At 57.4% G+C, this 20420-nt stretch carries 22 protein-coding genes and 1 tRNA gene; 14 read left to right on the top strand and 9 right to left on the bottom strand.

Features of this window, described 5'->3' with window-relative positions:
• Positions 1-63: 63 nt before the first annotated feature.
• Both ACTG4M_RS14145 and ACTG4M_RS14140 read right to left on the bottom strand, forming a co-directional pair.
• Entirely contained in the window at positions 64-1212 is a 1149-nt protein-coding gene (locus ACTG4M_RS14145) for a DUF6538 domain-containing protein (protein WP_439124312.1), read from the bottom strand.
• 125 nt (positions 1213-1337) lie between these two features.
• Positions 1338-1427 (bottom strand) — tRNA-Ser (locus ACTG4M_RS14140).
• Positions 1428-1576: 149 nt separating this feature from the next.
• Between ACTG4M_RS14140 and ACTG4M_RS14135 the strand changes: the two genes are divergently transcribed.
• The 8 genes from ACTG4M_RS14135 to ACTG4M_RS14100 all read left to right on the top strand — a co-directional run bounded on the left by ACTG4M_RS14135 (position 1577) and on the right by ACTG4M_RS14100 (position 8865).
• Positions 1577-2398 carry a DUF2059 domain-containing protein gene (locus tag ACTG4M_RS14135; RefSeq protein WP_439124311.1) on the top strand — a complete coding sequence of 274 codons (822 nt, stop codon included), beginning with the start codon at positions 1577-1579 and terminating at the stop codon, positions 2396-2398.
• A gap of 191 nt (positions 2399-2589) precedes the next feature.
• A complete protein-coding gene (locus tag ACTG4M_RS14130) occupies positions 2590-3243 on the top strand; it encodes a 50S ribosomal protein L21 (RefSeq protein ID WP_439124310.1) in 654 nt (217 codons plus the stop codon).
• Positions 3244-3256: 13 nt separating this feature from the next.
• Positions 3257-3526 (top strand): 50S ribosomal protein L27, encoded by a 270-nt coding sequence (rpmA, locus tag ACTG4M_RS14125; RefSeq protein ID WP_439124309.1) that lies wholly within the window; start codon positions 3257-3259, stop codon positions 3524-3526.
• Positions 3527-3636: 110 nt separating this feature from the next.
• Positions 3637-4179 (top strand): GNAT family N-acetyltransferase, encoded by a 543-nt coding sequence (locus ACTG4M_RS14120; protein ID WP_439124308.1) that lies wholly within the window; start codon positions 3637-3639, stop codon positions 4177-4179.
• Positions 4180-4232: 53 nt separating this feature from the next.
• Positions 4233-5267 (top strand): GTPase ObgE, encoded by a 1035-nt coding sequence (gene obgE / locus ACTG4M_RS14115; protein WP_439124307.1) that lies wholly within the window; start codon positions 4233-4235, stop codon positions 5265-5267.
• Entirely contained in the window at positions 5255-6361 is a 1107-nt protein-coding gene (gene proB / locus ACTG4M_RS14110; RefSeq protein WP_439124306.1) for a glutamate 5-kinase, read from the top strand. Before obgE ends, proB begins: the two co-directional genes overlap by 13 nt.
• 54 nt (positions 6362-6415) lie before the next feature.
• Complete coding sequence (locus ACTG4M_RS14105) at positions 6416-7681, top strand: glutamate-5-semialdehyde dehydrogenase (RefSeq protein ID WP_439124305.1); 1266 nt, start codon at positions 6416-6418, stop codon at positions 7679-7681.
• Positions 7682-7761: 80 nt separating this feature from the next.
• Entirely contained in the window at positions 7762-8865 is a 1104-nt protein-coding gene (locus tag ACTG4M_RS14100; protein ID WP_439124304.1) for an ABC transporter ATP-binding protein, read from the top strand.
• Here the strand turns inward: ACTG4M_RS14100 and ACTG4M_RS14095 are convergent.
• The 3 genes from ACTG4M_RS14095 to ACTG4M_RS14085 all read right to left on the bottom strand — a co-directional run bounded on the left by ACTG4M_RS14095 (position 8862) and on the right by ACTG4M_RS14085 (position 10754).
• Positions 8862-9926 carry a flagellar motor switch protein FliG gene (locus tag ACTG4M_RS14095; protein ID WP_439124303.1) on the bottom strand — a complete coding sequence of 355 codons (1065 nt, stop codon included), beginning with the start codon at positions 9924-9926 and terminating at the stop codon, positions 8862-8864. The genes ACTG4M_RS14100 and ACTG4M_RS14095 overlap by 4 nt on opposite strands.
• A gap of 169 nt (positions 9927-10095) precedes the next feature.
• On the bottom strand, positions 10096-10257 hold the full coding sequence (locus ACTG4M_RS14090) for a chitin-binding domain-containing protein (protein ID WP_439124302.1): 162 nt from the start codon (positions 10255-10257) through the stop codon (positions 10096-10098).
• A 68-nt stretch (positions 10258-10325) separates the two neighbouring features.
• Complete coding sequence (locus ACTG4M_RS14085) at positions 10326-10754, bottom strand: DUF6314 family protein (protein ID WP_439124301.1); 429 nt, start codon at positions 10752-10754, stop codon at positions 10326-10328.
• Between the two features lie 128 nt (positions 10755-10882).
• On the opposite strand from ACTG4M_RS14085, the gene purB reads away from it, so the two are divergent.
• Positions 10883-12187, top strand: coding sequence for an adenylosuccinate lyase (purB, locus tag ACTG4M_RS14080; protein WP_439124300.1), 1305 nt, complete (start codon positions 10883-10885; stop codon positions 12185-12187).
• A gap of 93 nt (positions 12188-12280) precedes the next feature.
• Here purB and ACTG4M_RS14075 read toward each other — a convergent pair whose 3' ends face one another.
• From ACTG4M_RS14075 to ACTG4M_RS14060, 4 genes are all read right to left on the bottom strand, one after another.
• The gene (locus tag ACTG4M_RS14075; RefSeq protein ID WP_439124299.1) at positions 12281-13411 is read right to left on the bottom strand and encodes a saccharopine dehydrogenase family protein; all 1131 of its coding nucleotides are present in this window, start codon (positions 13409-13411) and stop codon (positions 12281-12283) included.
• Complete coding sequence (locus ACTG4M_RS14070; RefSeq protein ID WP_439124298.1) at positions 13408-14460, bottom strand: saccharopine dehydrogenase; 1053 nt, start codon at positions 14458-14460, stop codon at positions 13408-13410. The genes ACTG4M_RS14075 and ACTG4M_RS14070 overlap by 4 nt, the downstream gene beginning before the upstream one ends.
• A 181-nt stretch (positions 14461-14641) precedes the next feature.
• Positions 14642-15301: a histidine phosphatase family protein gene (locus ACTG4M_RS14065; RefSeq protein WP_439124297.1), complete on the bottom strand. Its 660-nt coding sequence runs from the start codon at positions 15299-15301 to the stop codon at positions 14642-14644.
• A 77-nt stretch (positions 15302-15378) separates the two neighbouring features.
• Entirely contained in the window at positions 15379-15693 is a 315-nt protein-coding gene (locus tag ACTG4M_RS14060; protein ID WP_439124296.1) for a DUF1476 domain-containing protein, read from the bottom strand.
• A gap of 197 nt (positions 15694-15890) precedes the next feature.
• Here ACTG4M_RS14060 and purC point away from each other — a divergent pair, with 197 nt between their 5' ends.
• The 5 genes from purC to ACTG4M_RS14035 all read left to right on the top strand — a co-directional run.
• On the top strand, positions 15891-16652 hold the full coding sequence (gene purC / locus ACTG4M_RS14055; protein WP_439124295.1) for a phosphoribosylaminoimidazolesuccinocarboxamide synthase: 762 nt from the start codon (positions 15891-15893) through the stop codon (positions 16650-16652).
• 87 nt (positions 16653-16739) lie between these two features.
• Complete coding sequence (gene purS / locus ACTG4M_RS14050; protein WP_439124313.1) at positions 16740-16970, top strand: phosphoribosylformylglycinamidine synthase subunit PurS; 231 nt, start codon at positions 16740-16742, stop codon at positions 16968-16970.
• A complete protein-coding gene (gene purQ / locus ACTG4M_RS14045; protein ID WP_439124294.1) occupies positions 16970-17638 on the top strand; it encodes a phosphoribosylformylglycinamidine synthase subunit PurQ in 669 nt (222 codons plus the stop codon). Before purS ends, purQ begins: the two co-directional genes overlap by 1 nt.
• 67 nt (positions 17639-17705) lie before the next feature.
• Positions 17706-19469: a sensor histidine kinase gene (locus ACTG4M_RS14040; RefSeq protein WP_439124293.1), complete on the top strand. Its 1764-nt coding sequence runs from the start codon at positions 17706-17708 to the stop codon at positions 19467-19469.
• Between the two features lie 4 nt (positions 19470-19473).
• Positions 19474-20420: sigma-54-dependent transcriptional regulator (locus ACTG4M_RS14035; protein ID WP_439124292.1), on the top strand; the 947-nt coding region annotated here is incomplete at its 3' end.

The following is a 20420-nucleotide window of genomic DNA, read 5'->3' as shown; positions in this document are numbered from 1 at the left end:
CGGGGCGTCGAACGCGTCCGATCCCGCTTCATCCTGACCATGGCCGCCAACAACCTTGCCCGGCTACCAAGGTTGCTGGGGGCATGACGGGAAACATGGACACAGAAGCGAGCCGTGGACGCGCCGACAGACATGACCCATCGGTCGAACCGGACCTGATGACGGGAAAGCGTTCCGGCTCAGCGACTTTTTCAGCGACCTGTTAAGGGAGACGCCCGTCAACGGGATCACGCGGCGGGCGTAGTGGCTCTTCAACTGCCGCCCCTCCGCTTCGATGGAGATGTGCGGCACGTCGCAGTCGAGCCGGATCGTGTCCACCGTGAGCGCTGCGCCTTCGGAGGGCCGGTAGCCCGTGTTGATCATCCCGAGCAGCAGAGCGCTGGCCTGACCGTTCAACCCGTCCAGCGCGCCTGAGGCGAGCAGGCGCGTCCTGATCCACTCCTCGCTGAATGGCGGGCGCGTCAGCTTCTCGCCCTCCTTGAAGGACAACTCGCCCAGCGGCAGCACCAGTCCAAGCCGCTTCATCGTGTTCACGGTCTTCAACACGTCGCCCAGGTGGATCAGATCCTTGTTGGCCGAATTCGCCGTGACCTCGCCTGCCTCGATCCGGTCGAGCCAGTGCTGGCGGAAGTCCAGCATGTCGTCGCGGGTGATGTTGGCGATTTCCTTGTCGCCGACGACCGCGACGAAGTTCTTCACCGCCTTCTTGCGCGGCGCTTCCCAGCGGCGAAGTTGGTCCTCACTCTTGCCAAAGGTCTTCTCCCTCGCGAGCGTCCAATAGAGTTGCAGCGCCTTGGTGACCGTGATCCGGGGTTCGGGGACAGTTCCGAGAAGGGCAGCGGCTTCCACCGGGTCAGGCTGGTTCGCGGGGCCCGGAATGGCCTCGACGCGTTCTACAACGTCCTCGACCGGCAGTTTGGCCACATTATCCGCGTCAAGATACCGGAAGCCCCGCGCCCGGGCGAGGTCGCGGGCGGCTTCGTAACGGGCTTCCGCGTCTGTGCTGTTCCCGGCCAGACGCGCTTCCCAGGCTTCGATCATCTGGGACCACGCCCGATCCGCCTTGCTCCGAGCGATGGTCTCCGAGTCGGTGTGCAGGCTGATCCAGACGGTTTCGCGCGGCTCGATGCTCCGGTACCGGCGCGGAACGCGGCGGCGAAGATGATAAAGACGGCCTCGTTTCGCGATGCTCATGGCGGAGAAATCCCCCATTTGTGCAGCAAATTGTGGTGCAAAATGTGTAGCAAATCAAGCGGACCAAACACCGCCATCAGCGCGAAAGCGCCGAATTACGCCCTACTATCAGTATGTTGAGAAGGGTCGCTTTGGGCCAGAACTGGCGGAGAGACAGGGATTCGAACCCTGGGTGGAGTTGCCCCCACAACGGTTTTCGAGACCGCCCCGTTCGACCACTCCGGCACCTCTCCGCGGGGGTCTGATGGGGCGTTTAGCTTTTGCATCAATTGGGTGCAACCTCTATTTCACACCAATTTCAGCGCACCGAGTTTTGATGTGCTGGGTTGGAAATGGCTGCATCCCGCCATAGGTATAAAGCAAGTAGGCAAGGAGCCCTGATATGATCCGCAATCTGATGGTGACAGCAGCGACGGGACTGGCTGTTCTCTCGTGGTCATTGCCCGCTTGGGCGACACCGACAGATGACCTGATTGATGCGCTGGGGGTTCCGCAGATTGTTGAGATCATGCGCGAAGAGGGTATCGAATATGGCGATACGCTGGCGCAAGACATGATCCCGGGCGGTGCCACAGGTGGCTGGAACGCGACAGTTGAGCGAATTTATGACGAAGAGCGCATGCTTGCCACTGTGCGAGAGGTGTTTGCCACTGAATTTGGGGATGCAAATCCTGAGCCTCTTTTAGAGTTTTTCACTTCTGAGACCGGCCAGCAGATCGTCAGTCTTGAACTCAGCGCGCGCAATGCGATGCGAGAGGAAGAGATCGAGGATGCCGCCCGCGCAGCCTTTCTGGATCTTGAAGGGACTGACTCTCAACCCTTGGCGACCATTTCAGACTTTGTTGACACAAATGATCTGGTCGAGGCCAATCTCGTGGGGGCGCTGAATGCCAACTACATGTTCTATTTGGGCCTGGTGGATGGTGGTGCGCTTCAAATGAGCGAATCCGATATTCTGACCGAGGTTTGGTCCTCTGAGGAAGAAACCCGCACTGACACCCGCGAGTGGGTCTTTGCGTTTCTTCTTATGGCATATCGGCCGCTCGAAGATGGCGTGGTACAAGACTACACCGAATTGTCGCGTACGGATGCGGGCCGCGCGTTGAACCGCGCCCTTTTTGCCGGGTTCAACAAGATGTATGACGATATCTCATATGCGCTTGGCATGGCGGTCGCACGGCAAATGCAGGTGCAAGAGCTTTAGGCAGCAAAGCCCGTTGACAAACGCAGCGCGCCACAGCATAAGCCGCGCACGCAAAGTCGGGGCTTCGGTCCCGCCTTTTGTTTTTGGTGATAACTCTGTCCCTGACGGGGCACGCCGTTCGAGGCGGGGATACCCCCCACAAACACCGCAGATGCGGGGCCACAGGACGCGGGTGACAAAGGAAAGACACGATGTTCGCGGTCATGAAAACCGGCGGCAAGCAGTACAAAGTCCAATCGGGCGATACACTGCGCGTCGAAAAGCTGGCAGCCGATGCAGGCGAGAAAGTCCAGTTCAATGATATTCTGATGCTGGGTGGCGACAAAGTTGTCGTTGGTGCACCTTTGGTGGACGGCGCTGCCGTTCAGGCCGAAGTTGTGGATCAGATCAAAGGCGAAAAGGTTATCAATTTCGTCAAACGTCGCCGGAAGCATAGCTCCAAGCGCACCAAGGGTCACCGTCAGCAGCTCACTTTGCTGCGGGTTACGGACATCCTTGCGTCCGGCGCGGACAAGTCCGGTATTAAAGCTGCAGTCGGTGCAGGCTCTGTTGCAGGTGTGGCTGTTGCCGCTGCTGCGCCCAAGAAAGCTGCCGCTCCGAAAGCTGAAAAGAAGACCGAGGCGCCCAAGGCAGCCGCTGCTGCTGGTGCGGACGATCTTAAGCAGCTGTCCGGCGTAGGCCCGGCGCTTGAAAAGAAACTGATCGAAGCAGGCGTCACCAGCTTTGCTCAGATCGCAGCTTGGACAGAGGCTGACGTCGAAGAGTTCGGCGAAAAGCTGTCTTTCAAGGGCCGGATCGAGCGTGAAGGCTGGATCGAACAAGCCAAAGAACTGGCATCGAAGTAAGGAGACCTGACCTATGGCACATAAAAAAGCAGGCGGCTCATCCCGCAACGGTCGCGACTCTGCCGGACGCCGTCTTGGCGTCAAACTCTACGGTGGCCAGTCTGCGATTCCCGGTAACATCATCGTACGTCAGCGCGGCACAAAGTTTTGGCCGGGCGAAGGCGTGGGCCTTGGCAAGGATCACACGATCTTTGCAAAAGTTGAAGGCAGCGTGACGTTCCACAAAGGCCTTAAAGGCCGCACCTTTATTTCGGTTCTGCCAGTGGCGGAGGCCGCAGAGTAAGCCGACCTTAAGGTTTTAGAAATCAAAAGGGGATCGGCGCAGTTGCCGGTCCCCTTTGCTGTTCCGGGATTGCGCCGCCCTATACGGTATCTGCGTTGAGGAGAGAGCAGATGATTCACGACACGCCCATCGCCGACCAACCAGTCGTTACCACCGACCGGTTCATCCTGCGCCCGTTACGGGCCTCTGATGCTGGCTTGATCACGCATTACGCCAGCGAGAAGCGGGTGGCGACAATGACATCAAATCTGCCGCACCCATATCCGCCCGGCGCTGCCGAGGCATTCATTGAACGTATGTCCGCCACAGATCGGGTCGAAGACGCTTGGGCGATGGATGGCACTGCCGCAGACGCGCCTGAACTGATGGGGGTAATCACGCTCAAGCGGATGGATCGCAATCAATCCGAAGTCGGGTACTGGGTCGCACCACCGTTTTGGAACACCGGCCTCGCCTCCGAGGCGGTTCAGGCATTAGTCACGGCCAACCCGCTAAGCAACGCAACGATGTTCGCCAGCGTGTTTCAGGACAACCCGGCCTCGGCGCGTGTGCTGACGCATTGCGGCTTTGAATATATCGGCGACGCGGAATCCTTTTCCATCGCCAGAAACACAAGTGTCCAAACCTGGACCTATCTGAAACGTATGGGCTGACGCGCGGTCGCAAACCGTTTAGACCGCGCATGGGCTCGATCAAAGGCTAACACATGAAGTTCCTCGACCTCTGCAAAGTCTACATTCGCTCGGGATCGGGCGGAAATGGATGCATCAGCTTTCGCCGCGAAAAGTACATCGAATTCGGCGGCCCCGATGGCGGCGATGGCGGCTGTGGCGGTGACGTATGGGCCGAAGCGGTTGATGGGCTGAATACGCTGATCGATTTTCGCTATCAGCAGCATTTCTTTGCCGACAATGGCCGCCCGGGTGCGGGCCGCCAACGGACCGGTGCGGATGGCAGCGACATTGTCCTCAAAGTGCCGGTCGGGACCGAAATCCTTGACGAAGACGAAGAAACCGTAATCGCGGATATGACTGAACTGGGCCAGCGCGTTTTGCTTGCCCGGGGCGGGAACGGTGGCTGGGGCAACCTGCACTTCAAAACGTCCACAAATCAGGCACCTCGCCGCGCCAATTCCGGGCAAGAGGGTGTCGAGCGCACGATCTGGCTACGGCTTAAGCTGATTGCGGATGTTGGGCTTTTGGGCCTGCCCAATGCCGGTAAGTCAACTTTTCTTGCAGCCACGTCCAATGCGCGACCCAAGGTGGCGGATTATCCGTTCACCACGCTGCATCCGAACCTGGGTGTCGTCGGCGTTGATGATGCCGAATTCGTCGTGGCCGACATCCCGGGTCTGATCGAGGGCGCGCATGAGGGCAGGGGCCTTGGGGATCTATTTCTGGGCCACGTTGAACGCTGCGCGGCCTTACTGCATTTGATTGATGGCACCTCGGGGACACTGCTTGAGGACTACCAGACCATCATCGACGAGATCGACGCTTACGGCGAAGGGCTAACAGACAAGCCGCGTGTCACCGTGCTCAATAAGATCGACGCGCTGGATGATGAAGAACGCACCTTCCTGAAAGAAGAGCTGGAGGCCAAGACGGGTCACCCTGTCATGCTGATGTCTGGTGTCTCAAAAGAAGGTCTGACAGACGTGCTGCGTGCCTTGCGGCAACACGTCAAAATCACCCGCAAGCGGGAACAGGCGACAGAGGAGGCCGAGCCGTGGCAACCCTAGGCGATGCGCGCCGACTGGTTGTCAAAATCGGCTCGGCGCTCTTGGTCGACAAAACCCAAGGGACACTGCGCCGCGACTGGCTTTTGTCGCTGGCCGAAGACGTAGCACGGATCAAGGCGCGGGGCACGGATGTGATCTTGGTGTCTTCTGGTTCTATCGCGCTGGGGCGCGGTGTATTGGGCCTGCCGCCAACCGTCTTGCCGCTCGAACAATCACAAGCGGCCGCTGCCGTCGGTCAAATCCGGCTCGCCCGTGCCTATGAAGAAGCGCTTGATCCATATGGCCTGACCACGGCTCAAGTGCTGGTCACACTCGAAGACAGCGCTGACCGTCGGCGCTACCTCAACAGCCGGGCGACGTTAGAGACACTGATCGGCTTTGGTGTTATTCCCATCGTCAACGAAAACGACACCGTGGCGACCGATGAAATTCGCTATGGTGACAATGACCGCCTCGCTGCGCAGGTTGCGGCCACCGTGGGCGCGGATCAACTGATCCTGCTTTCCGACGTTGACGGGTTCTATAGCGCCAATCCGATGCAAGATCCCTCCGCGCATCACTTTCCGATCATTGACGCGATCACCCCCGACATCGAGGCAATGGCAGGCGATGCGGGTTCTGGCCTGTCCAAAGGTGGCATGAAGACCAAGCTGATGGCGGCCAAAACTGCCACGGCGTCCGGCTGCGCAATGGCGATCACCGAAGGGTCGCGCCTGTCTCCGCTCAAAGCTCTGGACGAGGGCGCGCGTGCCACTTGGTTTACGCCGCAGCTTGATCCGCACGCGGCACGCAAACGCTGGATCCTCGCGATGAAACCGCAAGGCGCGCTGACCATCGACGACGGGGCTGCACGGGCGGTTCAGCGCGGCACATCGCTGCTCCCACCAGGAATCGTATCTGTGGCAGGCACGTTCGGTCGTGGTGATCCGGTCATGATCAAAAACGCAGAGGGGCGCGAACTTGGTATGGGCCTCAGCCGTTACACCGCGTCCGAAGCACAGGCGATCAAAGGGCACAATTCGGCCGAGATCGAGGAAATTCTGGGCTACCCGGGCCGGGCTGTGGTAATACACCGCGATGATATGGCGATCTGATCTGCTTCTTCTTTTTCCAAATATGCACTTCTGACTTCTGCAAGGGCGAGACCGATGAAAGACCTCACAGACATCCCCGCACTCATGCATGACATCGGCACACGCGCCAAAACGGCGGCGCGGGAACTGGCCTTTGCGTCGGCGGAACGCAAGCATGCGGCCCTGATTGGCGCGGCCGAGGCAGTTTGGAAAAACCGCGCCGCGATTATCGACGCGAATGCCAAGGACCTCGATTATGGGCGTGAAAAGGGCCTGAGTGACGCGATGATGGATCGGCTGATGCTTAACGAAGACCGCATTCGCAGCATTGTCGATGGCTTGCGTGCTGTGGCAGAACAGACCGATCCCGTTGGCGCTGTGATGACGGAATGGGATCGTCCATCTGGTCTTCATATCAAGCGCGTGCGCACGCCGTTGGGCGTGGTTGGTGTCATCTACGAATCTCGCCCGAATGTAACGGCGGATGCTGGTGCGCTGTGTCTCAAGGCTGGAAACGCGGTGATCTTGCGCGGCGGGTCGGAGAGTTTTCATTCGTCGACCGCCATTCATGACTGCCTGGTCGACGGCGTGCGCAAAGCTGGGTTGCCCGAAGATGCGATTCAACTGGTGCCCACCCGCGACCGCGCTGCGGTCAGCGAAATGCTCACCATGACTGATTTCATTGACGTGATCGTGCCACGCGGCGGCAAGGGCCTAGTCGGTCTTGTTCAGCGCGAGGCGCGGGTTCCGGTTTTTGCCCATCTCGAAGGCATTGTGCACATTTATGTCGATAAAGACGCGGATCCGGTCAAGGCGTTGAACGTGATCTTAAACGCGAAAACCCGCCGCACCGGGATTTGTGGCGCCGCCGAATGTCTGTTGATCCACAAAGATGTCGTCGACACGATTGGGCAGGGCGTCATCAAGGCGTTACTGAAAGCAGGCGTCGAAGTGCGTGCAGATGCAACTTTGCGCGCCATCGATGGAACGGTCGCGGCCAGCGATGAAGACTGGGGCTGCGAATACCTTGATAGCATCATCGCGGCCAAAGTGATCGACGATGTGGATGCAGCGATTGAGCATATCAATACGTTCAGTTCGAATCACACAGACTGCATCCTGACCGAGAACGACAAGACGGCGGACCGGTTTTTCGAAAGAATCGACAGTGCCATCCTCATGCGGAACGCCTCAACCCAGTTTGCCGATGGTGGAGAGTTCGGTATGGGCGCCGAAATTGGCATTGCGACGGGCAAGATGCATGCGCGCGGGCCTGTTGGGGCAGAGCAGTTGACCAGCTTCAAATACATCGTGGTCGGTGACGGCACAACGCGGAGCTGAGGGGTTGTCGTTGTGCAATCAGGCTGCTACCTGACATAGGCTAATCCGATACTTTTACTCGGAAAAATCGTGAGGCAGCAGTGACCGGCACCCATCCAAGGCTGGAAATCCGCAATATCGTGCGCGACTACGACGGCAAACGCGTGGTAGATGACGTGTCGTTGGTCATCCAGCCGGGCAATGTGACATGCCTTTTGGGGCCGTCCGGCTGCGGCAAGTCCACAACGCTTCGGATCATTGCTGGTGTCGATATGCAAAGCAGCGGCACGATCCATGTCGATGGCCAATTGGTCTGCGATACGGTGTTTCGCGTGCCACCAGAACGGCGCTCTATCGGTCTGATATTTCAGGACTTTGCCCTGTTTCCACACCTTACGGTGGGGGACAATGTGGGCTTTGGCCTGACCGGATCGCGTAAAGATAAGCTGCCTCGCGTGGGCGAGCTGCTCGAACGGGTGGGTCTGTCGCATTATATCAATGAGTACCCACATCAGTTGTCGGGAGGTGAACAGCAACGTGTGGCGTTGGCCCGTGCGATTGCACCGCGCCCGTCGATCATGTTGATGGACGAACCGTTTTCGGGCCTCGACAATCGTTTGCGTGATGGCATCCGGGATGAAACACTGGCTTTGTTGAAGGACGAAGGCACGTCGGTTCTTTTGGTGACGCATGAACCAGAAGAGGCCATGCGCATGGCTGATGAGATCGCGTTGATGCGCGATGGCCAGATCGTGCAACGCGGCGCGCCTTATAACATCTACAATGCGCCCGCGGACAAAGCGGCAGTTGCCTTCTTTTCCGACATCAACCTGCTGACGGGCACGGTGCGCGGCGCTTTGACTGACACACCCTTCGGCCAATTCCTTGCGCCGGGTGTGCCCGACGGAGGCGAAGTCGAGATTGTCTTTCGCCCTCAGCATGTCGGTATCGACTTTGACCGCCATGGGCGCGGGCCCAACCCTACGCCATTGGCCGGTGCCCCTGCGCGGGCTGTGGTCGAACGCGCGCGGTTCATGGGATCAGAAAGTCTTGTCGAGTTCCGTATGGACCATGATCAAAGCATGATCCGCGCAACCGTACCCAATGTCTTTCTTCCCAAGCCTGGTACAGTCATGTGGCTGACCGTGCGGCGTGACCGCTGCTTTGTGTTTCGAAAGGACTCAGGGTCGGTGATCAAGGCCTAATCCTCGTTTTCTGAGGATGTGTTCAACGTAATTTCACCACTGTCTGCCAAATCACGGATCACCCGGACAACGGCATTCATTGCCGCCTCAATCTCTTTTGGCTTGATGTCACCGAAATCTTGAGACATTTCGCGAAGAGTGTCTGACATCCGATTGGAAATATTTGATAAAATGAAATCTACGCTGGCCCTATCTACTTCGGCTACGGCGCCTGCAATGACCTTTGCAAGCGTGTCTTGTTCCAGATCGCGGGTGAGTTTTGGCACATCAATGGCGCTCATACGTTCTGGGATATGTGCGAAGGTGAAGATTGATTTGCGCACCTCGTCGGCAAAGCCCTTATCCTCTTCATCAAGCGCTGTCAGTAAATCCTCCCGCGTGGCCGCGCGGGAGAAATTGAGGATTGCGCCAACCCGTTCGGACGGGTGAGAGCGAAAGGCCTTGGGCGGTTCGGAATCCATCTGGCTCGCAAGGCTGAGCCCGATCCGGTCTGCGGCATCAGGTGTGACAGCGTCGGTCATCGACATGGCATAGGTGATGCGCCGCGCGACATCACCGGGCAGATTGCTAAGCAGGTCAGCCGCTTTGGACACGTCGAGCTTTGACACCATCACAGCGACGACCTGTATCGATTCCGACGACACGAAGTCCTGCAACCGCGCAATTGGCAGGTCGGCAACGCGTTTCCAAGGATCGCCGGTCTGTTGAACACCGGCCTCTTTGCGCAGTCGGTGGGCGGTTTGGTCGCTGATCTTGCCATCCAAGGCAGACAAGGCACCTGCAATGTCACCGGGGAATGACAGGCCAATCGATTCGAGTTCGTCCGTGAATTCGGAAATCACGGTATTCATCGTCTGACGGTCGATATAGCGCATCTCGCCCAGCAATTGGGTCAATTGCATTTGAAGATACTCGGGTAACGCGGTCAGGGGAATATCCGCGCCTTCCTTAAGGATAAACTGCACAACAATTGCTGCTTTTGCGCGACGGGACAAACATGTCACCGGCCCGGGCGGCGGCGCGTCTAACGAAGGGCCTGAAATCGTCGTCAGCTGTGACATCTGCCAGTCTCCATCTGTGTCCCAAAGGAATAGTCGGAGGATGTTAAGAAAGTGTCAGTGGCTGCTATAGGATGATGCTCCAAACTGCGCCACTTTGCACAAGAAAAGCGATGCGCAAAAAAAAGACGGCCAAAATGGCCGCCCTCAAGAAGTCTTTGTGATGTCAGGTTTAGCCGCTGACAACCTTGCAGGAATTGGAATCCGCGTCATACACCATGCCTTGTGAGCAGGTCATTTTGGCCTCTTCATGTCCCCATTGGCAGGACGCAAAGCTGGACGTTGCCGTGGCAAGCGTCAAAGCAGCGGTCGTCAGAAGCATCTTGATGGTCAACAGTCATTCTCCTGTTTTAGGTGATCTTACGGTAGCACGCTTCGTGAATTTGGCAAAACCTTACGCCATCATACTGCAGTGCGAGTATAGTCATTGATCATTTCGTAGGCTTTTCTTGGGCCCAAGACATTCCAAGTGCTGCGCCATTTCGGCCATTCGGTGAAATCATACGCCACATCATAGGTATCGGGATCGCACCAATGCGTGGCGGCTGGGTGCGCATCATCGAAGCTATGAAAGAACCGTCCATCGTCGAAAAATACATGGATGACGCCCTCAACCTCGCGCCAGTGGTAACGGCGTTCAGCTTGGAACGGCGATTGTCCTGGCAGGTAAAGCTGACCGGACTCAAAATAGGAAAGACCGTCGTCATCTGGTGTGAAAACTGCCGTGCCGTCAAACCGGCTCATGGTGCCTGACCGGTGATCTGTGATGATCCGAGCAAGGTCCCATGCCCCTCTAAACGCAACCAACCCCAGAGCCGTCTGACCGATCATGCGCACGACAGCAAAAATGGGGTCAGGGCAAAGCGTCTCATTCAGGTTGGCCTCTCTTGTCGCGCATCGGCCAGCAGTCTAGGACTGCGGCAAAATTCCGCAAGCCAACCGATGAAAGGATCGCCTGCATGATCCCCCGTTATTCCCGCCCCGAGATGGTGTCCATCTGGGAACCCGCCACCAAGTTCCGCATCTGGTACGAGATCGAAGCCCACGCCTGCGATGCAATGGCCGATCTGGGGGTGATCCCACGTGAAAATGCCGAGGCCGTGTGGAAAGCCAAAAATGTGGAATTCGACGTGGCACGGATCGACGAAATCGAGGCTGTGACCAAACACGACGTCATCGCGTTCCTGACCCATCTCGCCGAACATGTAGGATCAGACGAGGCGCGCTTTGTGCATCAGGGAATGACATCGTCCGATGTACTCGATACCTGTTTTAATGTGCAACTCGTGCGCGCCGCCGACATTCTGATCGCCGATCTTGAAGGGTTGCTGGCTGCGCTCAAGCGTCGGGCGTTTGAACATAAAGACACCGTGCGTATTGGCCGCTCACATGGCATTCATGCTGAGCCGACGACGATGGGCCTGACTTTTGCGCGGTTCTACGCTGAAATGGACCGTAACCTCAGCCGTATGCGCGATGCGCGTGCCGAAGTGGCAACCGGCGCGATTTCCGGTGCTGTGGGAACATTCGCCAATGTTGATCCCGCAGTAGAAGAGCATGTCTGTGAAAAGCTGGGTTTGGTGCCAGAACCAATCAGTACTCAGGTTATCCCCCGTGATCGTCATGCGGCTTTCTTTGCAACACTGGGTGTCATCGCCTCGTCGGTGGAAAACATCGCGATTGAGATCCGCCATATGCAGCGGACCGAAGTTCTGGAAGGCGCCGAGTTCTTTTCGATGGGCCAAAAAGGCTCTTCGGCGATGCCGCATAAAAAGAACCCGGTTTTGACCGAAAACCTCACAGGATTGGCTCGTATGGTGCGCGCGGCCGTGATCCCTGCGATGGAAAACGTCGCGCTTTGGCATGAACGCGATATTTCGCATTCTTCTGTCGAACGCATGATCGGTCCAGACTCCACGATCACGCTGGATTTCGCCTTGGCACGACTGACCGGCGTCATCGACAAGATGTTGATCTTCCCGGACAACATGCTGGAAAACATGAATAAGTTCCCAGGTTTGGTGATGTCTCAGCGTGTGCTTCTGGCTCTGACACAGGCAGGTGTTAGTCGCGAAGACGCCTATGCCTATGTGCAACGCAACGCGTTGAAAGTCTGGGAGCACCGGACAGATTTCAAGGCAGAGCTTTTGGCGGATGTGGACGTGGTCGCAGCGCTGAGCCCGGAAGAAATCGAAGAAAAGTTCGATCTTGGTTATCACACCAAACATGTGGACACGATTTTCGCCCGCGTGTTTGGCGACTAAACTTGTTCCAATATTCTAAGAAGCGGCCTCAAGGCCGCTTCTCTATGTCCTTTCCAATGGACGTCAAAAATGCGCTTGGAAAAGCCTTTGTGCTTAATTCAAATGATCGACGACCATCAAGTGCTGCGCCAGCGTTTGAACTTCGTCTAACCACCGTGCGACCAGTTTAGGATCATGCGGGGCAGGGCTGACCCCTGGCGGGATTTCGCGGTTGATCACCGCCTCAATGGCCAGCGATACGGGCACTGAAACCAGCCGCGCCATCGCTGTCCCGCGTGCATCCCCCCACGCATCCATTACGTAGGTTTTGTGCCAGACCGGTTCGCCGTCTTTTTCGGCCAAAAGATCGACACACAAAACAACGCGATCTGCCTCACCCTCGGCATAGGCGTTCTTGGCCAATAGATCTTCGGCCATCTCGGTCAATCTTGCATCATCCGCAGCGCCCACTTCGGCAAAGACATCCGCCCAGGCCTCGGTCCAGCCGTTCAGGCGCAAGGTTCCGCGTACGAATTCTTTGACTTTCCAGCGGGGATCAAATCGGTAATCAGCCATGAATGGCAGACTGTCGCGGTTTGGATAGACCTCAAAGGCCTCGGGCTGAGGCAGTGGCGCGTCATAGCGGCTGATTGCATCCCACGGGCGTTTGATCTCTAATTCGGTAAAGTGCCGGATGGATTTCGACGGCGACCGCAGGGCCTTGAGGACCCCGACGGGCGCCCAGCTGAATTTGTAGCGAAACGCGTTGGCAACCTTTGGCACACCACCACAGTATGATTTAAAAGAGATCACGTTATCAATATTATAGGCGTTACTCTTCATGTAATCCGCGACCAGATGGTGTGCCATCAAATGATCGATTCCCGGGTCCAAGCCGACCTCGTTTACCAAAGCGACACCAGCCATTTTGGCAGCCGAGTCCAACCCTCTCATTTCTGGTGCGATATAAGACGACGAAACGAAATGTGCGCCTTTGTCGATCGCCAACTCGGCCAATTGGACATGCCAATCACCAGGCAGCATTGACACCACGACATCCCCTTTGGTCACAACGTCAGCCAACGCGGCAGGGTCGAAGGCGCGGATATCGTCGATCAGGTCTCCAACCGCCGCTCGCGCCTTTTCCACCGTGCGGTTCCATACGGTGACGGCATGGTCGTTTTGCATCAACCGTCGCAACCCGGGAACCGAGGAAAGGCCTGTGCCACACCAATGAACCGTCATGTCGTCACCTTTTGGATATGTTCGTCGAAATAAGTCTTCGCGCGCGCCCAAACGCTGCTGTCGATGTCCGTCAGCGTCTTGAGGTGTGGCAGAAGTTGGCCTGCAAAGTCCTCTGAGGATTCGCGCGGCATCAACGAGGGTAGGTTGTCGATCGCCATTACATCAAGCGGCGGCGCGTCGCAGACCCGCAGAACCGGCACTTCCCAGGTTGTAACTCGATTATAGACTTTGATCGGAGAGAAATCGCTATCGGGATCACAGGCAATATCACCGATCACCCGCAACCTGCGAGACGTTTCGCTGGCATCGGTCGGGATAAACACAGGTGTGCCGGGCCGCGCGAGAATACAATTGAAAAACAACGTGTGATCAAGCACTTCGGGGAATGGGCCTCCATGCGCGGTTTCCGCCATGTCCCATTTGGTGACACTTAAACCGACCTCTTCACAAAGATCACTGGCACCGGTGCCGACGCGCCCCAAAGCGCCGATCACCAACGCATTGGGCGTGGCTCCGTCCAAAGCGGCCTTTACGTCATCGCGCATCGCCTGTGACGAGGGCCAAGTGTTAACGGACGGGCAGGGCGCGTCGGCCTGCTGTGCCGCATACGCCAGCAAGGACACCGCGGCTCCGGCATAGCCCGCCCAATACCCAAACGCCGCCACGCGCCGCCTTTCTGCGTCTTCGAGGTATTCAAGATCATAAAGCGTGCCGCCACCCGCCTTGAACCGCGACAACAGACGCTGCCCGGCAGGCTGACCCTTATAGGCATGACCGAACATGATGTGGCGATGTCGCAAGGCGGAACTATTATCCGGTAATTCTTTCAACCCGAAAATAATCGCATCCTCTGGCGCGTTCACCCAGTCACTCTCGGCAGCAATCGTGGCCCCTGCCGCTTCAAACTCTGCAATTGGAATCACCCGCGTCGGGCTGTCTTCAACGGTAACGGTCATGCCCTGGGCGATTAGGGCCTCCACACCGTCAGGCAACACACCCACACGCTCTTCATTCTCGCGACTTTCCGCGCGCACCCACAGATGGGTCATCTTATTCCCTCACTCCGACTCGCCGCACCCTAGCCAGCACAACTGACGGACAAAAGCCCTGTCTCATGCTTCTTCGGGTCAAAAATACCTCCGCCGGAGGCAAATCCGAGGCCGTAGCGCGAAGCGCAAGGACCGAGTAAACTTGTGTGCGCGACAGCGCACTCATCAATGTCGATGCCAATCAGATATGCGTCTGAGCAAAAAGCCTGTCCGGTGTGTCCAGATGCGGCAACGCGTTGAATTGGGTCAAGGCCAGCTGTCCCTCTAGAGGCAACCACGAGCTGACAGACGTATTCTGGATCGACAGGCACACGTTGCAAAACGCGGGCATGTCCAAGCCTAGTGTCAATCGCATCGCCATGCCGATCAATCCACCTGATGTGACGACCAGTGATCGGCCCGGCTGCGCACTGATCTCGGCCAAGGCATCGCGTACACGGGTCTCGAAATAAGAAAAACTCTCTGGCGCCCCCTCAAGTTTTCCATCGCGCCAATGGCCGAACAAACAGGGCAGGTGCCGCACAAACCCTTCTCGGGTATTGGGCAGAGTGATCGCGTGCTGATCTGCCAAAAGCTGGGAAAGCGTGAAGTATTCAAGCTCGTTCAGCCGGTCATCGCGGGTTATTGGGCCGGGTGTGTCGGCAGCAATTCCGTCGGCGGTTTCAACATGACGTCGCAGCGTGCCAGTCCAGACATGGGCAAAGACATCACCCTTGTGCCGGAAATGATCGCCCAGCCAACCCGCTTGTTGATGGCCCAGTGGGCTAAGCTTGTCGTAACCGCCTTCGTCTTTGGCCCCGGTATTGGCCTGTCCATGGCGGACCAGAACGATATGCGACATGCGACCTCAACTTGGATATTTCTGAATAGCAAAGCGCGCCCGTTGATCCGGACGCGCGGTGTAATTCTGTGAGAGGATCAGCCTTCGGCCATGATCTGCGTTTTGGCGACGACCATAAGTTCGGCCATCTTGGCGCGAATCTCGTCGTCCGAGGCTTTGCCGCCCAGATCGCCCGACACTTTGCGGACCACATCTTCGTGCCCGGCTTCTTCGAAATCGGCTTTCACGACCTCCTTGGCGTATTCAGCAGCGTCGTCACCGGATTTGCCCAACAGGTCTGCGGCCCAAAGACCCAACAATTTGTTGCGGCGGGCCTCAGCCTTAAACTGCATTTCCGCGTCATGGGCATATTTGTTCTCAAAGGCGTTTTCACGATCATCGAATGTCGACATGAGGGCGTTCTCCCAGGGAAGTGTTTGTGTTGCCTCTGGTATGGCCTGACGCGCCGTGCGGTTCAAGTGCGTGCGTTGCTTGCGGCATGACCCAGCATGCACTAAGAGGCAAACAAACGCCGCCGTTTTTTGGACACGCGAACGGCGATGCGAGCAGTTTTTTCGTGCCAACAGGCGCATTGACAGAAAGACCCCACATGGCCCGTCGCAAAAAGATTTACGAAGGCAAAGCCAAAATCCTGTATGAAGGCCCGGAGCCGGGCACAATCGTCCAGTATTTCAAGGACGATGCGACCGCCTTTAACGCCGAAAAGCGTGATGTGATCGATGGCAAGGGCGTGTTGAACAACCGCCTGAGCGAGTTTTTCATGGTCGGCCTGAACTCCATCGGAGTGCCGACCCATTTTCTCAAGCGGCTCAACATGCGCGAGCAACTGGTGCGTCAGTGCGAAATTATCCCGCTTGAAGTGATTGTGCGCAATTTTGCCGCTGGCACGATGGCAAAGCGCTTGGGTATTGAAGAAGGCACTCCGCTGCCGCGCCCTATCGTTGAGTATTGCTATAAAGATGACAAGCTGGGTGATCCGCTTGTCACAGAAGAGCATATTGCCGCCTTTGGCTGGGCCAGCCAACAGGACATGGACGACATCCTCAGCCTCGCGTTGCGGGTCAATGATTTCATGTCCGGACTGATGTATGGCGTCGGCATCAAGCTGGTAGATTTCAAGATCGAAATCGGCCGCGTGTTTGACGGAGACTACCAGCGCTTGATTGTGGCGGATGAAATCAGCCCCGACAGCTGCCGCCTATGGGACATCGAAACCGGACGTAAGCTGGACAAAGACGTGTTCCGACGCGATTTGGGCGATCTGGCCGATGCCTACACTGAAGTGGCCAAACGTCTGGGCGTCATGCCACAGAACGCAACCCCAATGGAAAAGCCGAAACTCATCAACTGACGTTGCGCCCATGGTGGGCGTTGCGTGTGCATATTTGGAAAAAGAAGAAGGGGGATGGTCATGCCCCCAAAGCTGGCGGAGACGATCATGAAAGCACGTGTGCATGTGATGCTGAAAGACGGGGTTCTTGACCCGCAAGGCGAAGCGGTGCGCCACGCGCTTGGAGGGCTGGGCTTTGACGGTGTCGACAAGGTGCGTCAGGGTAAGGTGATCGAGCTTGATCTGGCGGATGGTACCTCGGAAGACACCGTGCGCGAGATGTGTGAAAAACTGCTCGCGAACACAGTGATCGAAAGCTACCAGATCGAGATGAGCTGATGCGCGCTGCTGTTGTTGTTTTCCCGGGATCGAACTGCGACCGGGACATGGCCGTGGCTTTCCGCGAAGCGGGATGTCAGGTCGACATGGTATGGCATAAGGATACGTCCTTGCCCGAAGATATCGACATCGTCGGCATCCCAGGCGGATTTTCCTTTGGCGATTACCTGCGTTGCGGCGCTATTGCCGCCAATTCCCCAATTTGCACCGAAGTCAAAGCACATGCAGATCGGGGCGGGTTCGTTCTGGGCGTTTGTAACGGGTTCCAGGTTTTGACCGAGACCGGATTGCTGCCTGGTGCGCTTCTGCGCAATGCGGGGCTTAAGTATATTTGCCGGACTGTGCCACTGGTCGTTGGCACCTCGGATAGCGTCTACACAAGTGGATATGAGCTTGGTCAGGAAATTGGCATTCCGGTTGCGCACCACGATGGCAATTACACTGCGTCTGACGACATTGTCAGCCAACTGACCGCAGAAGACGGTATCGCCTTTCGGTATGGCGACAATCCAAACGGCTCCACCGGTGATATTGCGGGTATTCTGTCGTCCAATCGCCGTGTGCTCGGAATGATGCCGCATCCGGAACGGGCGGCGGACGAAAGACATGGTGGCACAGATGGCAAAGCGATGTTTGCAAGCATCGCCAGCGCTCTGGCAGCGGCATAGCGCCGGTTGACGCAGCTGTGTGTGCCACGCGCTTGAGAGGCGCGCGGCTTTTGCATATCTTGGCGCAATGGCCACTGGCACTTCAGTAATACGTCACCCATCCCGGACAGGTTCCCTGTCCTGGCGCGTGCGTATTGCACTGACATTGCTGACGGCTGTTGCGGTGGCCACGGTCTTTGTCACAAACCGCTTTCTGACTGACCGCTTCACTGAAAGCACCCGCAATCGCGCCGAACTGCGGCTGGCACTCTATTCCGGCAACCTTGTATCCGAGCTACGCCGCAACGCGATTGTGCCACAGCTCTTGGCGCGCGACCCAGCTCTGATCGGCGCGCTCAACTCGGCGGATTTTTCACAAAGCTCACAGCGGTTGATTTCCTTTGTCGATGAGATTGGCGCGGCATCGCTGATGCTGCTGGATCGCGAGGGGCGGACAGTGGCGGCCACCAGTCGTGAACGGTTGGGCGAATTGCATAGAAGCGCTGCCTATTTCGTTGAAGCCTTGCGGTCGAACGCCACCGTTTTCACGTCTCAACGCGAAGAGGTGGGCAGCTTCAACTTCAGCTATTCCCGCCGCATCGAAAGTCAGGGCCAATCCATCGGCGTGATCGTGGTTGAGGTCGATCTGGCCAAGTTCGAACGCGCTTGGGCCGGGATTTCTGATGCAGTTCTGGTCACCAACAGTGAAGGTGAGATCATCCTCGCCACTGAGCCACGATGGCGTGGCCAGACCGTCGAAACGGCGCTTGAGCGGCAACCTGCAGATAGCGCGATTGAACGCGCGATCCGCGCCACAGCCGATTGGACAGCGCTTCCGGCTGATGCGTACTTCCAAGGCGAAGCGGTGATGAGCATCGAAGGCCGCATTCCGTTTCGCGGCTGGAATATGGTCTCTTTCACCACCTATGCCAGCGTGCGCGAACGGGTGAATGCGGTGCTCGCGCTTGAGATTATGGCGTTTGCGATTCTGCTGGCGCTAGCATTCTATGCTTTGAGCCGCCGGACAGCGTTGCGCATGGCCTTGTTCCAACGCGAATCGGCAGAGCTTCGCGCATTGAACCAAAGGCTGCAGCGGGAAATCGCCGAACGTGAACGGGTCCAGGAAACCCTTGCGGTGGCCGAACAGACCCTTGCGCAAAGTTCCAAGCTTGCCGCTTTGGGCGAGATGTCGGCCGCGGTCAGCCACGAGTTGAACCAGCCGCTGGCGGCGATGAAAACCTATCTTGCGGGGGCTAAGCTTTTGATGCGCCGCAATCGGTCAGAAGAGGCGCTGGCCGCATTTTCGCGGATCGATGATCTGATCGAGCGCATGGGCGGTATCACACGGCAACTCAAAAGCTATGCGCGCAAGGGACAAGAGGCGTTTTCCCCCGTAAACATGGGCGATGCGCTGGCCTCCAGCCTGTCGATGATGGAGCCACAGCTGAAATCCCGGAAGGTCAAGATTACAAAGATTCTGCCCGAAGACAGGGTCTTGGTTATGGGCGACAGAATGCGCATAGAACAGGTGATGATCAACCTGCTGCGCAATGCTTTGGATGCCACCAAGACTGTGTCTGACCCGCAACTTGAGATCATTCTGGCCAGTGGTGAAACTGCCACCCTGACCATCCGCGACAATGGGCATGGTATCGAAGACCTCGAAGCATTGTTCGAACCGTTTTACACGACCAAGCAACCGGGCGATGGCGTTGGGCTGGGGCTTGCCATTTCCTCGGGGATCGTCAACGACCTAGGGGGACGGTTGCTGGCTCGCAACGCCGAAGGAGGTGGTGCGGTGTTCGAAATGCAGTTGCCGATATTGAACGACCAAACGCAGGCGGCGGAGTGAACCCATGGGCAAAGCCATGAAGATTGCCATTGTTGATGACGAAAAGGATATGCGCCAGTCTATCAGCCAATGGCTCGCGCTTTCGGGTTATGACACCGAAACCTTTTCCAGCGCTGAAGAGGCGCTTGGATCGCTTGGGGCGGATTACCCGGGGATTGTAATCTCGGATATTAAGATGCCGGGGATGGATGGTATCCAACTGCTGCGCAAGCTGATGGGCTCGGATTCTGCGCTGCCGGTCATCATGATCACAGGCCATGGCGATGTTCCTATGGCAGTCGAGGCGATGCGCATTGGCGCATTCGATTTTCTGGAGAAACCGTTCAACCCGGACCGCATGTCCGATCTGGCAAAGAAAGCGACAAATGCGCGCCGCCTGACGCTTGATAACCGGGCCCTACGCCGCGAGTTGGGCGATGGCACCCAGATGATGCGCAAACTCATCGGAGCAAGCCCGGCAATGGAGCGTCTGCGTGAGGACATTCTAGATTTGGGGCAGGCCGACGGGCATGTCCTGATCGACGGTGAAACCGGCACTGGCAAAACGCTTGTCGCGCATGCGCTGCACGCGGTGGGCAGCCGGGCAGGCAAAAAGTTCGTTCTGATCTCGTGTGCGGCAATGGACGAGGACACGCTGATCCGGCGGATCTTTGGCCCAATGATGCCCGAAGACAATCGTCTGCCAGCTGTAGAAGAGGCACGCGGCGGCACCTTGGTGCTTGAGGATGTAGAGGCGCTTTCTGATGCCGCGCAAGCGCGTCTGTTGACCATGATCAATGATCAGGGCACTCCGCCAGAGACGCGGATCGTCGCGATCAGCAATTTGCAAGATGAGGGGCGCACCTCTGAAGAAGCGCTTCGGCCTGATCTTTATTACCGTCTGGCCGCACTCAAGATCACCGCGCCGCCGCTTAGCAATCGGGGTGAGGACATCCTGACGCTCTTCACCGC

The sequence above is a fragment of the Marivita sp. genome, assembly GCF_965656765.1.
In the GTDB taxonomy this organism is placed as follows: domain Bacteria; phylum Pseudomonadota; class Alphaproteobacteria; order Rhodobacterales; family Rhodobacteraceae; genus Marivita.
The sequence above is the reverse complement of the archived record's forward strand: the minus strand, read 5'-3'. Positions and strand labels throughout refer to the sequence as shown.

Bases quoted from the DNA above. Each gene is read 5' to 3' on its own strand.
- ACTG4M_RS14145 (WP_439124312.1), bottom strand. From the start codon at position 1,212: ATGGGGGATTTCTCCGCCATGAGCATCGCGAAACGAGGCCGTCTTTAT.
- ACTG4M_RS14135 (WP_439124311.1), top strand. From the start codon at position 1,577: ATGATCCGCAATCTGATGGTGACAGCAGCGACGGGACTGGCTGTTCTC.
- ACTG4M_RS14130 (WP_439124310.1), top strand. From the start codon at position 2,590: ATGTTCGCGGTCATGAAAACCGGCGGCAAGCAGTACAAAGTCCAATCG.
- rpmA (WP_439124309.1), top strand. From the start codon at position 3,257: ATGGCACATAAAAAAGCAGGCGGCTCATCCCGCAACGGTCGCGACTCT.
- ACTG4M_RS14120 (WP_439124308.1), top strand. From the start codon at position 3,637: ATGATTCACGACACGCCCATCGCCGACCAACCAGTCGTTACCACCGAC.
- obgE (WP_439124307.1), top strand. From the start codon at position 4,233: ATGAAGTTCCTCGACCTCTGCAAAGTCTACATTCGCTCGGGATCGGGC.
- ACTG4M_RS14105 (WP_439124305.1), top strand. From the start codon at position 6,416: ATGAAAGACCTCACAGACATCCCCGCACTCATGCATGACATCGGCACA.
- ACTG4M_RS14095 (WP_439124303.1), bottom strand. From the start codon at position 9,926: ATGTCACAGCTGACGACGATTTCAGGCCCTTCGTTAGACGCGCCGCCG.
- ACTG4M_RS14085 (WP_439124301.1), bottom strand. From the start codon at position 10,754: ATGATCGGTCAGACGGCTCTGGGGTTGGTTGCGTTTAGAGGGGCATGG.
- purB (WP_439124300.1), top strand. From the start codon at position 10,883: ATGATCCCCCGTTATTCCCGCCCCGAGATGGTGTCCATCTGGGAACCC.
- ACTG4M_RS14075 (WP_439124299.1), bottom strand. From the start codon at position 13,411: ATGACGGTTCATTGGTGTGGCACAGGCCTTTCCTCGGTTCCCGGGTTG.
- ACTG4M_RS14070 (WP_439124298.1), bottom strand. From the start codon at position 14,460: ATGACCCATCTGTGGGTGCGCGCGGAAAGTCGCGAGAATGAAGAGCGT.
- ACTG4M_RS14065 (WP_439124297.1), bottom strand. From the start codon at position 15,301: ATGTCGCATATCGTTCTGGTCCGCCATGGACAGGCCAATACCGGGGCC.
- ACTG4M_RS14060 (WP_439124296.1), bottom strand. From the start codon at position 15,693: ATGTCGACATTCGATGATCGTGAAAACGCCTTTGAGAACAAATATGCC.
- purC (WP_439124295.1), top strand. From the start codon at position 15,891: ATGGCCCGTCGCAAAAAGATTTACGAAGGCAAAGCCAAAATCCTGTAT.
- purS (WP_439124313.1), top strand. From the start codon at position 16,740: ATGAAAGCACGTGTGCATGTGATGCTGAAAGACGGGGTTCTTGACCCG.
- purQ (WP_439124294.1), top strand. From the start codon at position 16,970: ATGCGCGCTGCTGTTGTTGTTTTCCCGGGATCGAACTGCGACCGGGAC.
- ACTG4M_RS14040 (WP_439124293.1), top strand. From the start codon at position 17,706: ATGGCCACTGGCACTTCAGTAATACGTCACCCATCCCGGACAGGTTCC.